At 67.8% G+C, this 12,461-nt stretch carries 15 protein-coding genes and 3 tRNA genes; 4 read left to right on the forward strand and 14 right to left on the reverse strand.

Going from position 1 to position 12,461, the window contains the following annotated elements:
* Positions 1 to 21: 21 nt before the first annotated feature.
* From SD37_RS38035 to rplJ, 3 genes are all read right to left on the reverse strand, one after another.
* A complete protein-coding gene (locus tag SD37_RS38035; protein WP_044855749.1) occupies positions 22 to 1,191 on the reverse strand; it encodes an ABC transporter ATP-binding protein in 1,170 nt (389 codons plus the stop codon).
* Positions 1,192 to 1,723: 532 nt separating this feature from the next.
* Positions 1,724 to 2,110 (reverse strand): 50S ribosomal protein L7/L12, encoded by a 387-nt coding sequence (gene rplL / locus SD37_RS38040; protein WP_037314094.1) that lies wholly within the window; start codon positions 2,108 to 2,110, stop codon positions 1,724 to 1,726.
* Between the two features lie 48 nt (positions 2,111 to 2,158).
* Positions 2,159 to 2,710 carry a 50S ribosomal protein L10 gene (gene rplJ, locus SD37_RS38045; RefSeq protein WP_005152070.1) on the reverse strand — a complete coding sequence of 184 codons (552 nt, stop codon included), beginning with the start codon at positions 2,708 to 2,710 and terminating at the stop codon, positions 2,159 to 2,161.
* 329 nt (positions 2,711 to 3,039) lie between these two features.
* Between rplJ and SD37_RS38050 the strand changes: the two genes are divergently transcribed.
* Positions 3,040 to 3,840, forward strand: coding sequence for a hypothetical protein (locus SD37_RS38050; protein ID WP_236725209.1), 801 nt, complete (start codon positions 3,040 to 3,042; stop codon positions 3,838 to 3,840).
* Positions 3,841 to 3,971: 131 nt separating this feature from the next.
* Here SD37_RS38050 and SD37_RS38055 read toward each other — a convergent pair whose 3' ends face one another.
* From SD37_RS38055 to SD37_RS38080, 6 genes are all read right to left on the reverse strand, one after another.
* A complete protein-coding gene (locus SD37_RS38055; RefSeq protein WP_044855750.1) occupies positions 3,972 to 4,736 on the reverse strand; it encodes an alpha/beta fold hydrolase in 765 nt (254 codons plus the stop codon).
* Between the two features lie 77 nt (positions 4,737 to 4,813).
* Entirely contained in the window at positions 4,814 to 5,527 is a 714-nt protein-coding gene (gene rplA / locus SD37_RS38060; protein ID WP_037314083.1) for a 50S ribosomal protein L1, read from the reverse strand.
* Positions 5,528 to 5,608: 81 nt separating this feature from the next.
* The gene (gene rplK, locus SD37_RS38065; RefSeq protein ID WP_020633284.1) at positions 5,609 to 6,043 is read right to left on the reverse strand and encodes a 50S ribosomal protein L11; all 435 of its coding nucleotides are present in this window, start codon (positions 6,041 to 6,043) and stop codon (positions 5,609 to 5,611) included.
* 78 nt (positions 6,044 to 6,121) lie between these two features.
* Positions 6,122 to 6,967 (reverse strand): transcription termination/antitermination protein NusG, encoded by an 846-nt coding sequence (gene nusG, locus SD37_RS38070; RefSeq protein WP_044855751.1) that lies wholly within the window; start codon positions 6,965 to 6,967, stop codon positions 6,122 to 6,124.
* Between the two features lie 76 nt (positions 6,968 to 7,043).
* Positions 7,044 to 7,496: a preprotein translocase subunit SecE gene (secE, locus tag SD37_RS38075; protein ID WP_037314071.1), complete on the reverse strand. Its 453-nt coding sequence runs from the start codon at positions 7,494 to 7,496 to the stop codon at positions 7,044 to 7,046.
* Between the two features lie 27 nt (positions 7,497 to 7,523).
* A tRNA-Trp gene (locus SD37_RS38080) sits at positions 7,524 to 7,596 on the reverse strand.
* A 206-nt stretch (positions 7,597 to 7,802) separates the two neighbouring features.
* Between SD37_RS38080 and SD37_RS38085 the strand changes: the two genes are divergently transcribed.
* The 3 genes from SD37_RS38085 to SD37_RS38095 are packed head-to-tail and all read left to right on the forward strand — an operon-like array spanning position 7,803 to position 10,886.
* Positions 7,803 to 9,032, forward strand: a complete 1,230-nt coding sequence (locus SD37_RS38085; RefSeq protein WP_044855752.1) for a pyridoxal phosphate-dependent aminotransferase — start codon at positions 7,803 to 7,805, stop codon at positions 9,030 to 9,032.
* Positions 9,029 to 9,925, forward strand: a complete 897-nt coding sequence (locus tag SD37_RS38090; protein ID WP_145926826.1) for a TIGR03619 family F420-dependent LLM class oxidoreductase — start codon at positions 9,029 to 9,031, stop codon at positions 9,923 to 9,925. The genes SD37_RS38085 and SD37_RS38090 overlap by 4 nt, the downstream gene beginning before the upstream one ends.
* Before the next feature lie 28 nt (positions 9,926 to 9,953).
* Positions 9,954 to 10,886, forward strand: coding sequence for an SGNH/GDSL hydrolase family protein (locus SD37_RS38095; RefSeq protein WP_145927027.1), 933 nt, complete (start codon positions 9,954 to 9,956; stop codon positions 10,884 to 10,886).
* Positions 10,887 to 11,095: 209 nt separating this feature from the next.
* Here SD37_RS38095 and SD37_RS38100 read toward each other — a convergent pair whose 3' ends face one another.
* The 5 genes from SD37_RS38100 to SD37_RS38120 form a co-directional block, all read right to left on the reverse strand.
* Complete coding sequence (locus tag SD37_RS38100; protein ID WP_037314065.1) at positions 11,096 to 11,500, reverse strand: MaoC family dehydratase; 405 nt, start codon at positions 11,498 to 11,500, stop codon at positions 11,096 to 11,098.
* Positions 11,497 to 11,946 carry a MaoC family dehydratase N-terminal domain-containing protein gene (locus SD37_RS38105; RefSeq protein WP_037314051.1) on the reverse strand — a complete coding sequence of 150 codons (450 nt, stop codon included), beginning with the start codon at positions 11,944 to 11,946 and terminating at the stop codon, positions 11,497 to 11,499. The genes SD37_RS38100 and SD37_RS38105 overlap by 4 nt, the downstream gene beginning before the upstream one ends.
* Positions 11,947 to 12,035: 89 nt before the next feature.
* Complete coding sequence (gene rpmG, locus SD37_RS38110) at positions 12,036 to 12,200, reverse strand: 50S ribosomal protein L33 (RefSeq protein ID WP_005152047.1); 165 nt, start codon at positions 12,198 to 12,200, stop codon at positions 12,036 to 12,038.
* Between the two features lie 45 nt (positions 12,201 to 12,245).
* Positions 12,246 to 12,318 (reverse strand) — tRNA-Met (locus SD37_RS38115).
* Between the two features lie 50 nt (positions 12,319 to 12,368).
* A tRNA-Thr gene (locus tag SD37_RS38120) sits at positions 12,369 to 12,441 on the reverse strand.
* Positions 12,442 to 12,461: the final 20 nt, after the last annotated feature.

Below are 12,461 nucleotides of genomic sequence, written 5' to 3' on the forward strand. Positions count from 1 at the left end.
TCGCCGATGAAGCGGAAGAGCTCACGCGCCACCTGACCCCGGATCTTGTGGCCGCAAGCGGTGGTTGCCCGCTCTCCCGGGATGCGGGATGTGGGCGACCTGGTCGTCGGGCAGCTGGCCCTGATGGTGGTTCGGGATCGAGCTTTCGGCAGGTGCCGACCGGTGGCCCGCGGTCGCGAGCCGCTGCGGGCGGACACCGTAGCGCTGCTGCTCCTCCGGGGAGAGCGACTCGATGATGCTCTGCTGCGCCTCGGGCGGGAGGCCGTGCAGGATCTGCATGACGCGGTCCTTGCGGCGGACCGCGCCCATCCGGGTCGGCACGCCGGGGGTGGGCTGCATCTGCGGCGGCACCCCGGACACGTCCTCGACACCGCCCGCGTGGTGGCCGGCCTCGAACATCGCGCGTTCGGCGGCGAGCTGGGCCGAGTCCTTCTCCTCGCTCATGCCGATGGGGCCGTCCATCTTGCCGTTGAGGAACTGCTTGACGACCGGCTCCTCGCTGGTCAACAGCACCTCGCGCGGGCCGAACATGACCAGTTCCTTGCGGAAGAGCATGCCCAGGTTGTCCGGCACGGTGCGGGCGAGGTTGATGTTGTGCGTGACGATCAGGAACGTCGCGTCGATCTGCGCGTTGACGTCGAGGAAGAGCTGGGAGATGTAGGTCGTGCGGACCGGGTCGAGACCGGAGTCCGGCTCGTCGACCAGGATGATCTGCGGGTCGAGCACCAGGGCGCGGGCGAGACCGGCGCGCTTGCGCATACCGCCGGAGATCTCACCCGGCAGCTTCTTGTCGGCGCCGTTGAGACCGGTCATCTCGAGTTTCTCGAGCACGATCCGGCGGACCTCGGTCTCGGACTTCTTCGTGTGCTCGCGCAGCGGGAAGGCGACGTTGTCGTAGAGGTTCATCGACCCGAACAGCGCGCCGTCCTGGAAGAGGACGCCGAAGAGCTTGCGCACCTCGTAGAGCTGGTGTTCGGAGCACGTCACGATGTCGACGCCGTTGATCATGCAGCGGCCCTTGTCGGGCTTGAGCAGACCGATCATCGACTTCAAGAAGACGGACTTACCGGTTCCGGACGGACCGAGCATCGCCGACACCTCGCCCGGGGGCAGGGTCAGCGTGACGTCCCGCCAGATGGCCTGCTTACCGAAGGACTTCGAAAGACCTTCGATGACCACCTCGGCACCCATCGCACCTCCAGGAGCTGTTCCGCGTCGTCGCGCACTGCTTTCCCGTCCCACTGGCTCGAGAGAGCGCACGCGTCCGCGCAGCGATACCCGCGTCAACCAGGTGCAACGAGCTGAGTGCGAACAGGTTACTCACCAGTTTTCTTTTCTGGCCAGACCCGCGGATAACTTTTCGCGCAGCCCGCTACCGGCCCGTGCACCGCTGGCAGCACCGTAGTGCACGTCACCCCTGGGCGCAGGTCCACAGCCCGCCCACTTCGCCCAGGTCGGCGCGGCCGCGCGTCACGATTAGGGGGCTAAACGCAGGTCAGCGGGGGTGCCGCTCCCAGCCGCCGGGCGCCCCACCGGAGCGCCTTTAGCGGGCTAAACGCGATCCGGGGCCCTGGGCGCACTCAGGTACTTAGCGTGGCTACGCGTCGCGGTTAGGGGGCGAAAGTCGACACGGGGGCGGGGTGGGCCAAAGCGAAGGGGCGGGCATCCGTGGTGGATGCCCGCCCCTTCGGCGGTACTGCGGCAGGCGCTGACGCGCCCCAGATCACTTGATGGCGATCTTGGCGCCAGCAGCCTCGAGCTTCTCCTTGGCGGCCTCGGCGGCCTCCTTGTCGACCTTCTCCAGGAGGGCCTTGGGAGCGGCCTCGACCAGCTCCTTGGCCTCCTTCAGGCCCAGGCCCGAGACGACCTCACGGACGACCTTGATGACCTGGATCTTCTTCTCGCCGGCCGACTCGAGAACGACGTCGAACTCGTCCTGCTCCTCGGCGGCGGCCGGGGCAGCGCCCACCGGGCCGGCGGCGACGACGGCAGCCGGGGCGGCCGCGGTCACGTCGAAGGTGGTCTCGAACTCCTTGACGAACTCGGACAGCTCAAGAAGGGTGAGCTCCTTGAAGGCGTCGATCAGCTCGGCGGTGCTCAGCTTCGCCATGGTGGCTTTCCTCTCTGAAACGAACTAAAAGTTCGGGGTGGGGGGTGTTCAGCTCTCGGCGGGTGCTTCGGCTGCTTCGGTACCGGCGTTGCGCTGCTTCTCCTCCAGCGCGGCAGCCAGGCGAGCGACCTGGGACGCCGGCGCCTGGAACAGCGCGGCGGCCTGGGACAGCTTCGCCTTGAACGCGCCCGCCGCCTTGGCGAGCAGGACCTCACGGCTGTCGAGATCGGCGATCTGGTTGATCTCGTCCACGGACAGCGTCTTGCCGTCCATGAAGCCGCCCTTGATCACAAGCGCGTTGTTGTCCTTCGCGAAGTCGCGAAGCGCCTTCGCGGCGTCAACAGCTTCACCTTCGACGAAGGCGATGGCGGTCGGGCCGACGAACAGGTCTTCAAGGCCCTCGATACCGGCGTCCGTGGCGGCACGCTTGACGAGGGTGTTCTTCGCGACCCGGTACTTGGCACTGGTGCCGAGAGCGCGGCGCAGCTGGGACAGCTGGGACACGGAGAGGCCGGTGTACTGGGTAACGACTGTGGCCGAGCTGCTGCGGAAGCTCTCCGCGATCTCGGCGACGGCCGCCTCCTTGTCGGGCTTCGCCATGGTCGCCTCCTCTCTTGGCTAGTGGTCCACTGGCCGTGAGAGCCCTGAAACGACGAAACGCCCCAGCGCAGACAGGCGCGGGGCGTCAGGGCACGCGACGTGATACGGCGCGGGCGAGCCTCGTTCCTCCTGCGCGGGTCGCCCGCCCTAGCGGGGCCTTCGTTCTCCAGGCCAGATGACCAGGAGAAGACCAGCGGTCTTCGGTAGAACCTTGACAAGAATACGTGACCCTCTCCCGGCCTTCGCACCGGGCCCCTGCCAGGTCGCGTTTAGCGGGCTAAACGCGACCGGCGGAGTGCGCGGAGAGCGGCGCGGGGCATCATGGTGACGTGGCGGAGCAGCGTGATGACGGAAAGCCGGGAAGCGAGCCCGGCACGGACATCGAGCCCAAGGCGGGAGGTCAGCCCGCGCCTCGGCTGGACGAGGAGCAACTGCGCCAGTTCCAGCAGTTTCAGCAGTTCCAGGACTATCTGAAGTTCACCGAGGCGCAGCAGCAGGGCCTCGTGCCGTCCCAGCCCGCGCAGCCCGTGACCCAGCACTACGGCGGACAAGTTCCAGGGCCTCCGGGACCGCCTCACGGCGAGCTCGTTCCGGCTCCTCGACCTCGCATGCCGCGGTGGCTGCGACGACTGGGCGGAAAGCTTCTCGCCTGGGTGATCGTGATCGCGCTGATCTGCATCGGGGCCACCATCGCCTACCGCCAGATCTTCCCCGACAGCGAGGGCAAGACGTCGGAGCAGATCGCCGCGGAAGGCGGCGGGACCTACAAGACGAACAAGATCCTCACCAGTGCCTCCCCCTACGAAGCCGTTCGCAGCGTCTATGACGGGATCGCTCAGCACGGCGTGGGAGAGAAGAGCATGGTCGACCTGGTCTGCGGCAAGTTCGAAGAACGAACTCAGCAGCAGTTCGCGATCGACGTCAACGCCAAAGACTGTCGCGACGCCGTCGAGAGGCTCCACGCCGAGGTCAAGCCCGGCGGGATCAACGACTACGCGGAGTCGATCTCCAAGCGAACCGGATGGCCGCCGGGCGAAAGCGTGCTCGTGAAGTCCTGCGATTTCACCATCTCGGGGGCCCGGCCCTCGGCGACTTCACCGTCTCGACGGTGCAGAACGGTCAGTGGCTGATCACCGGACACGCACCCGGACCCAAAACCTGTCCCCCGCCTGCCCCGTCCACCACCCCCCGCTGATCGCGATTAGGGGGCGAAACGCAAGTGCCCGCCGGAGCGCGTTCAGCCCGCTAAAGGCGACGCGGGTCAGAGGTCGTGCGCGGTCAGGAAGCCGGTCAGGGCGGAGCCGAAGGCGGGGTGCATGACGGCGGTCATGTGGTCGCCGGGGACGCGGACGAGGCGGGCGCCCGCGATGGCGGCGGCCAGGCGTTCGGGTTCGGCCGCCAGCGGGTCGGCCTCGCCGGCCAGGACCAGGGTCGGGACGGCGATCGCCGTCAGGTCCAGTTTGGGGTTCGCGGTCCCGCGTGCGACGGCCGCCAGTGCGACGCGGTCCGCGCGGAGGGCGTCGGCCAGCGCCCTGAAAGGCGCCGAAGACGGCGGAAGCGTCGAAGGGTCCGAAGCGAGCAGTGCGTCGCTGATCGCCTCCGGCGTGACGACGCGCGTGTCCACGCCGCCGAAGTCGACGATCCCCGAACCGACCCCGCCGATCGCGAGACACCGGATCCGCGGATCGGCGGCCACCGCGCCGAGCCCGATCATCGCGCCCATCGAGTAGCCGACCATCGAAACCTCGTCGAGCCCCAGCACGTCGAGGAGCGCGGACACGTCGCGGACCATCGCGTCGTCGCCGTAACTGGCCTCATCGTGCGGTTTGGCCGACCGCCCGTGCCCTCGCGCGTCGAGTCCGATCACGGTCAGACCCGCCTGCTGGAGGGTGGCGACGACGCCGGGCGCGATCCAGTTGGCGTTCGTGTCGGCGGCGAAGCCGTGCTGCAGCAGTACCGGACGCCCTTCGCCCTCCCACACGGTGTAGCTCAGCTGGAGCCCGTCGAACGACGCGAAAGTCGGCATGCCCTCCAGCAAACACGAAAAAGGGGCGGCCCCGCTGTAGCGGGACCGCCCCTTCGTCAGTGATGTGTGACTCAGACTTACGCGTCCTCGGAGAGGAGGTTGCGGGTCCGGGCGGGGTCGACCGGGATACCCGGGCCCATCGTCGTGGAGACGACGACCTTGCGCAGGTAACGGCCCTTCGCCGACGACGGCTTGGCGCGGAGGATCTCGTCCAGCGCGGCCGCGTAGTTCTCCACCAGCTTCTCGGTGTCGAACGACACCTTGCCGATGACGAAGTGCAGGTTGGCCTGCTTGTCGACGCGGAAGTTGATCTTACCGCCCTTGATGTCCGAGACGGCCTTCGCGACCGCGGGGGTCACGGTGCCGGTCTTCGGGTTCGGCATGAGGCCACGCGGGCCGAGGATGCGGGCGATGCGCCCGACCTTCGCCATCTGGTCCGGCGTCGCGATCGCGGCGTCGAAGTCGAGCCAGCCACCCTGGATGCGCTCGATCAGTTCGTCGGTGCCGACCGCGTCAGCGCCGGCGGCTTCGGCCTCGGCGGCCTTGTCACCAACGGCGAAAACGATGACGCGAGCGGTCTTACCGGTGCCGTGCGGCAGGTTCACGGTGCCGCGGACCATCTGGTCGGCCTTACGAGGGTCGACACCGAGGCGCATGGCGACCTCGACGGTGGCGTCCATCTTCGACTTGGAGGTCTCCTTGGCCAGCTTCGCGGCCTCGAGCGGGGCGTAGAGCCGCTCGCGGTCCACCAGCTCAAGAGCCTGACGGTAGGCCTTGCTGTGCTTGGGCATTACTTCTGTCCTTAACTCTTCAACGGATCAGTGTGGTGTTGGAGCCAGCCCTGGCTCTCCCACGGTGGTGCGGGGTGAAGCTCAGTCGACGACCGTGATGCCCATCGAGCGGGCGGTGCCGGCGATGATCTTCGCGGCCTGGTCGATGTCGTGCGCGTTCAGGTCGGATTCCTTGGTCTTCGCGATGTCGCGGACCTGGTCCCAAGTGACCTTGGCGACCTTGGTCTTGTGCGGCTCGCCGGAACCCTTCTCCACGCCCGCGGCCTTCAGCAGCAGCTTCGCGGCCGGCGGCGTCTTGAGCTTGAAGTCGAACGAGCGGTCTTCGTACACGGAGATCTCGACCGGGACGACGTCCCCGCGCTGCGACTCGGTCGCGGCGTTGTAGGCCTTGCAGAACTCCATGATGTTGACGCCGTGCTGACCCAGCGCGGGGCCGACCGGCGGCGCGGGGTTGGCCGCACCCGCCTTGATCTGCAGCTTGATGATCGCCGCAAGCTTCTTCTTCTTGGGTGGCATTTCGTTTGTTCCTTCTTACTGACTTGAGTCCCCCGCACACCTGCCAGTACGCGGGGACTGCCGGCCGTCTGGCGGCCGTCAGATCTTGGAGACCTGGTTGAACGACAGCTCGACCGGGGTCTCCCGGCCGAAGATCGACACCAGGACCTTCAGCTTCTGCCCGTCCACGTTTACCTCGGAGATCGTCGCGGGCAGCGTCGCGAACGGGCCGTCCATGACGGTGACCGACTCGCCGATCTCGAAGTCGACCTCGACCGCGGGGCCACCCAGCTGCGACTCGGAAGAAGCGGCGTCGCCCTTGCCGGGCTTCGCGGGAGCGGCGGCCTCGACCTTGGGCGCGAGGAACTTCAGCACCTCGTCCACGGTCAGCGGCGACGGGCGCGACGTGGCACCGACGAACCCGGTGACACCCGGCGTGTTGCGCACGGCGCTCCACGAGGCGTCGTTCAGGTCCATCCGGACCAGGATGTAGCCGGGCAGCACCTTGCGCTGCACCTGCTTGCGCTGGCCGTTCTTGATCTCGGTGACCTCTTCGGTCGGGACCTCGATCTGGAAGATGTAGTCCTCGACGTCCAGCGTCTGGGTACGGGTCTCGAGGTTGGTCTTCACCTTGTTCTCGTAACCCGCGTACGAATGCACGACGTACCACTCACCGGGAGCGGCGTTGAGTTCCGCGCGCAGCTTCGCGACCGGGTCGACGTACTCGTCGGGCTCGGCCTCGGCGGCGGTGTCGTCGTCTTCGGTCTCGACGGACGCCTCTTCGGCCTCCGCGACATCTCCGGCTTCGTCGACCTCGTCGCCTGCGGCGGGCACCTCGACGGAGTCCAGGTGCTCGGACTGCTCGTCGCCGAGTGCCGCGTGCACCTGCTCGTCGGAAAGCTCGGTCAGCTCATGACCGGCTGCTGTGCCGTTGTCGGAGGTCACGTTCCGTCCTCTCAGTTGATCGGTTGCCGTGGCGCCAGCCACCGTGCGGCGCGCTCAAGCGCCGCGACCGGCTGCCTCAGCTGCCGAAGACGGCACCGACGACCTCTTTGAAGGCCAGGTCGAGGCCGCTCACCAGCGCCACCATGAACACCACGAAGACCAGCACGACCGCGGTGTAGGTGACCATCTGCTTGCGGTTCGGCCAGATGACCTTGCGCAGCTCGGCCCAGACTTCGCGGATGAACCGCATGAGCCGGGCGAAGATCGACGCCTGCTTCGGCTTGCGGTCGCGCTTCGGAGTCGCCGTGCCCTTGGCGTCCTTGGTTTTCTCGGTCTTGTCCCCGGCCTTCGCCTTGCCGGCGGGGCGGGTCTTGTCGTCCGACTTGGCGTCGGCCTTACCGGACGGGCGCGCGGACGCACGGCGCTCACGCCGGGCAGCGGCGGTCACCGGGCGGGACTGTTCGTCGGGCTTCCGCCCGGCGCCGTCCTGCGCCTTCTCACCGCTGGCGTCGCTGTCGCTCACGACCACTCCTCCGCCTTCACCAGTTCGCTTACGCAGGGGTGACAGGACTTGAACCTGCAACCTGCGGTTTTGGAGACCGCTGCTCTGCCAATTGAGCTACACCCCTTTGGAACCCCGATGCTCTGGGGCTCCGGAGGACGCATTCCATCGTCCCCACCGCCGTGGCGGGGATGACCGTAGTGCGTTCCGAGACCAGAAGTCTACGGCAACCCCCGAACAGCTTCGCAACCGCGCCCCTCAAAGCGGCGCGGAGCAGCCTTCCGCGAGGAAACTCCCCCACGGCCGACCCCATGATCGTGCCACGATGTCGCCATGAGCGCTCCCGCACCCTCACCGTCCCCGGCTTCCCGCGTCTCGGCCCGGATCGGCGGCATCACGCCGTCGGCCACGCTGGCCGTCGACGCGAAGGCCCGGGAGCTGAAGGCGCAGGGTCGTCCGGTGATCGGGTTCGGGGCCGGGCAACCGGACTTCCCCACCCCGGCCAACGTGCTCGAAGCCGCCGAAGCGGCCGTCCGGGACAGGGTCAACCACGGCTACACCGCCGCGGGCGGGCTGCCGGAACTCCGCGAGGCGATCGCGGCGAAGACCGCCCGCGATTCCGGTCTCGACGTCGACCCGGGTCGCGTCCTGGTGACGAACGGCGGCAAGCAAGCGGTCTATTCCGCGTTCGCCACGCTGCTCGACCCGGGCGACGAGGTGCTGCTGCCCGCGCCGTACTGGACCACCTACCCGGAGTCGATCGCCCTCGCCGGCGGTGTCGGAGTGCAGGTCACCGCCGACGAGACGACGGACTATCTGGTTACCGTCGAGCAGCTCGAAGCCGCCAGGACACCGCGCACGAAGGTGCTGCTGTTCGTCTCGCCGTCGAACCCGACAGGCGCGGTGTACCCGCGCGAGCAGGTCGAGGCGATCGGGCGCTGGGCGTACGAAAACGGCCTCTGGGTCATCACCGACGAGATCTACGAACACCTGGTCTACGACGGCGCCGAAGCGCCCTCGATGCCCGTCGTGGTCCCGGAACTCGCCGACCGGACGGTCGTCCTCAACGGCGTCGCGAAGACGTACTCGATGACCGGCTGGCGGGTGGGCTGGCTGCTCGGCCCGCAGGACGTGGTCAAGGCGGCGACGGCGTACCAATCGCACTTGTGCGGCAACGTTTCGAACGTCGCGCAGCGGGCCGCGCTGGCCGCGGTGAGCGGCCCGCTCGACGCCGTTTTCTCGATGCGCGAAGCGTTCGACTCCCGGCGCAAGACCGCGCTCTCGCTGCTTTCCGAGATCCCGGGGGTCGAGACTCCGGTGCCACTCGGCGCCTTCTACGTCTACCCGTCAATGAAAGCCTTGCTGGGCAAGGAGATCCGCGGTGAGCGACCGGCGGACACGGTGGCGCTGGCCGATCTGATCCTGCGCGAGGCCGAGGTCGCCGTGGTGCCCGGCGAGGCGTTCGGGACGCCGGGGTACTTCCGGATTTCCTATGCGCTGGGCGAAAACGAGCTGGCCGAAGGGATCACCAGGATGGGCAGTCTGCTCTCGGAGGCACGGTGACCGCGATGCGCCTGGGAATCGCTCTTCCGCAGTACGGCCCCCTCGCGAAGATGGACGCCGTCGCCGGTTTCGCGACGGCCGCCGAAGAACTCGGCTACGCGTCCTTGTGGGTCGGAGATCGCGTGCTGGCACCGGTTTCGCCGTCGGACTTCTATCCCGGCGGCACGCCGGAACAGCCGTATCCGCCCGAATTCGTCACCTTCGCCGATCCGCTGATCCTGCTGACGGTGGCCGCGAGCGTCACGAAGAAGGTCCGGCTGGGGACGAGCACACTCACCGGAACGGTGTATCCGGCCGTGCTGCTCGCCCGGGCGCTCACTTCGCTGGATCAGGTGAGCGGAGGCCGCCTGGACGTCGGGCTGGGGACGGGCTGGCTTCGTGACGAGTACACCGCGACCGGCACGCCCTGGAAGGGGCGCGGCAAGCAGCTGGAGGAGCTTCTCGACGTCCTCCGGGAGTTCTGGACCGGTGACCCGGTCGAGCACGAGGGCGACCGCTGGCGGATTCCCGCGTCGAAGGTGGGTCTGCGGCCGGTCCAGAGCCCGCGGCCGCCGGTGTTGCTGGGCGGGCTTTCGGCGGCGGCGTTGGAGCGCGTCGGCCGTCGCGCGGACGGCTGGCTGCCCGCCGGACTGCCCGCGCCGTATCTGGCGAAGATGTGGGAGACCGTGACGAACGCGGCCGAGAAGGCGGGCCGCGACCCGGGTGCGCTGCGGCGGGTGCTGCGGATCAACCCGAAACCCGGCACCGACCTCAAGAAGGTCGCCGAGGACTTGGACGCGGCCGCCGAAACCGGGATCGCCGAGGCCTTCGTCGATCCGCACTACCTCGCGCGCGACGTCACCCACGCCCTGGAACTCGCCGCCGAACTGCGTGCCCTCGTTCCCCACGGGTGATCCATGTCTCAGTCGACCGGTGACAAAGGTGACCATGGTCGCGTACAACGAATGGGTGACGCAGCGGAGAACTGGCGGCGGTTGTCTGTTCCTGGTGATCGTGCTTTCCGTCCTGGGGATCGCCTACCACCTGTGGGAGCGCGGCACATCGGTCACACCAGCGGGGGTCACCACCTCGGCGGGCACCGGCCGATATGTCGCTCTCGGTGATTCTTACACGGCGTCGCCTGGCACCGGACGGCCCGTGGGCACGCCCGCCGGCTGCGACCGCTCGGACAACAACTACCCGAACCTGCTCGCCGCGAAGCTGCGTCCGGCCGAGTTCGTCGATGTCAGCTGCGGCGGCGCCACGACCGAACATCTCACCGGCGAGCAGAAGACCCGCGACGGCACCAACGCTCCGCAAATCGACGCGATCGACGGGGACACGACCTTGGTGACCGTCGGGATCGGCGGCAACGACGTGGGCTTCGCCGGTTTCGCGAACCAATGCGCGACGCAGCACCAGACCGCTTCGCCCTGCAAGACCCAGTTGACCGCGGGCGGACGCGACCAGCTCGTCGAGCGGATCACCGCCGCGGCGGACCGGCTCGGCGGAATCCTGGACCAGATCCGCGCGAAGGCGCCCGAAGCGCGCATCGTGGTCGTGGGGTACCCGACGGTGCTTCCCGACGACGACAACGGCTGCTGGCCGGTCCTGCCGGTCGGTTCCGGGGATGTCGTCTACTTCCGCGGCTCGCTGGCGCGACTGAACACGGTGCTGAAGGAGACGGCGAAGAGCCACGAAGCGGGCTTCGCCGACATGTCGACAGCGAGCAAGGGGCGCGACATGTGCAGCGCCGCGAACCGGAGGTGGGTCGAGGGGCCCTCACCCGCGGTGCCCGCGGCGCCGCTGCATCCGAACGCTCGGGGTGAGGCAGGAATGGCGGAGGTCATCGAGAAGCTACTTAAGGTCGCTTAACGCTTCTTCTCGGCCGGGGCGGCTGAGGGCTCCTTCGCCCGCGAAGCAGCCTTTCTTAAGCTCGCGAAGGGCGCTTCGCGCCTCTACGCGAGCCGGTTCGCGCGGGCTGATAGCTCGCTGACCTGGGCAAAGAGAGCAAGGGACCTTTGCTGTCGCTTACTTAGGCATGCTAAGCGAGCGATAGCAAAGGTCCCTTGCTGTCGTTTTGGTCAGGCCCGGACGACCGCTTGAGCCTTCCCCAGGACGGCCTTGCCGTCGAACTTGGCGGTGATGTCGATCCGCGCCGTGCCGTCGTCGTTAACCACGGCGACCTTCCCGGTGAACTCGATCGTCGCCGCACCGTCGTTCGGCACGACCACGGGACGCGTGAAGCGCGCGAAGTAGTCGACGAGGCGCCCGGGGTCGCCGAGCCAGTCGGTGACGAGCCGCGCGCCGAGCGCCATCGTCAGCATGCCGTGCGCGATGACGTCCGGCAGGCCGACCTCCTTGGCGAAGGCCTCGTTCCAGTGGATGGGGTTGAAGTCCAGCGAGGCGCCGGCATACCGCACCAGCTGGTCCCTGGTGACGTCGACGGTCAGCGGCGCCAGTTCTTCTCCGGCGGTGAAAGTGCTCACGCGCCCTCCCCTCGGACCACGAGCTGCGCGTGCGTGGTGGCGATCGGGCCACCGTCGGCGCCGGCGATCTCGGCGCGCAGGTTGATGAAGTCGTTCCCGGCGCGGGCCATGATGTTGTCGATATGCGTGGTGAGCGACAGGACGTCGCCCGCGTGCACCGGCCGCACGTAGGTGAACCGCTGATCGCCGTGGACCATCCGCGAATAGTCGAGCCCCAGCTCGGGGTCGGTGACGATCGCGTTGATCGAGGCGAGGTTGATGATCGTGAGGAACGTCGGCGGCGCGATGACGTCGGGGTATCCGGCCGCCTTCGCCGCTTCGGTGTCGCGGTAGAGCGGGTTCGTGTCGCCGAGCGCGTCGGCGAACTCCCGGATCTTCTCGCGACTCACTTCATAGGTACTGGTCGGCGGGTACACCCGCCCGGTGAACGACTGGTCCAAGGCCACCCGAGCAGGCTACAGAACCCGGAAATGCCCGAAGCCGCCCTGGTGTGACCAGGACGGCTTCGGGTGAGACTTGTAGAACCGCCAGACGCTCAGCGGGTCTCTTTGTGAGTCCGGTGCGTACCGCAGTTCGGGCAGAACTTCTTCATCTCCAGGCGATCCGGGTTGTTGCGCCGGTTCTTCTTGGTGATGTAGTTGCGGTGCTTGCACTCCTCACACGCGAGCGTGATCTTCGGTCGCACGTCAGTGGCAGCCACAGCATTTCCTTCTCTACTAGGCCTGGGACACCCAGGGTTACCGCGTAGCGGTGGCCGGACTTGAACCGGCGACACAGCGATTATGAGCCGCTTGCTCTGCCAACTGAGCTACACCGCCCTTACATGCTCCAAGCCGCGACACGCTTGCGTGACGCGGCTGAGGTCGCGAGCCCCTTTACGGAATCGAACCGTAGACCTTCTCCTTACCATGGAGACGCTCTGCCGACTGAGCTAAAGGGGCCTGGCCTCTCGCGAGGACTT

The organism is Amycolatopsis orientalis, from assembly GCF_000943515.2.
GTDB classification, from domain to species: Bacteria; Actinomycetota; Actinomycetes; order Mycobacteriales; family Pseudonocardiaceae; genus Amycolatopsis; species Amycolatopsis orientalis.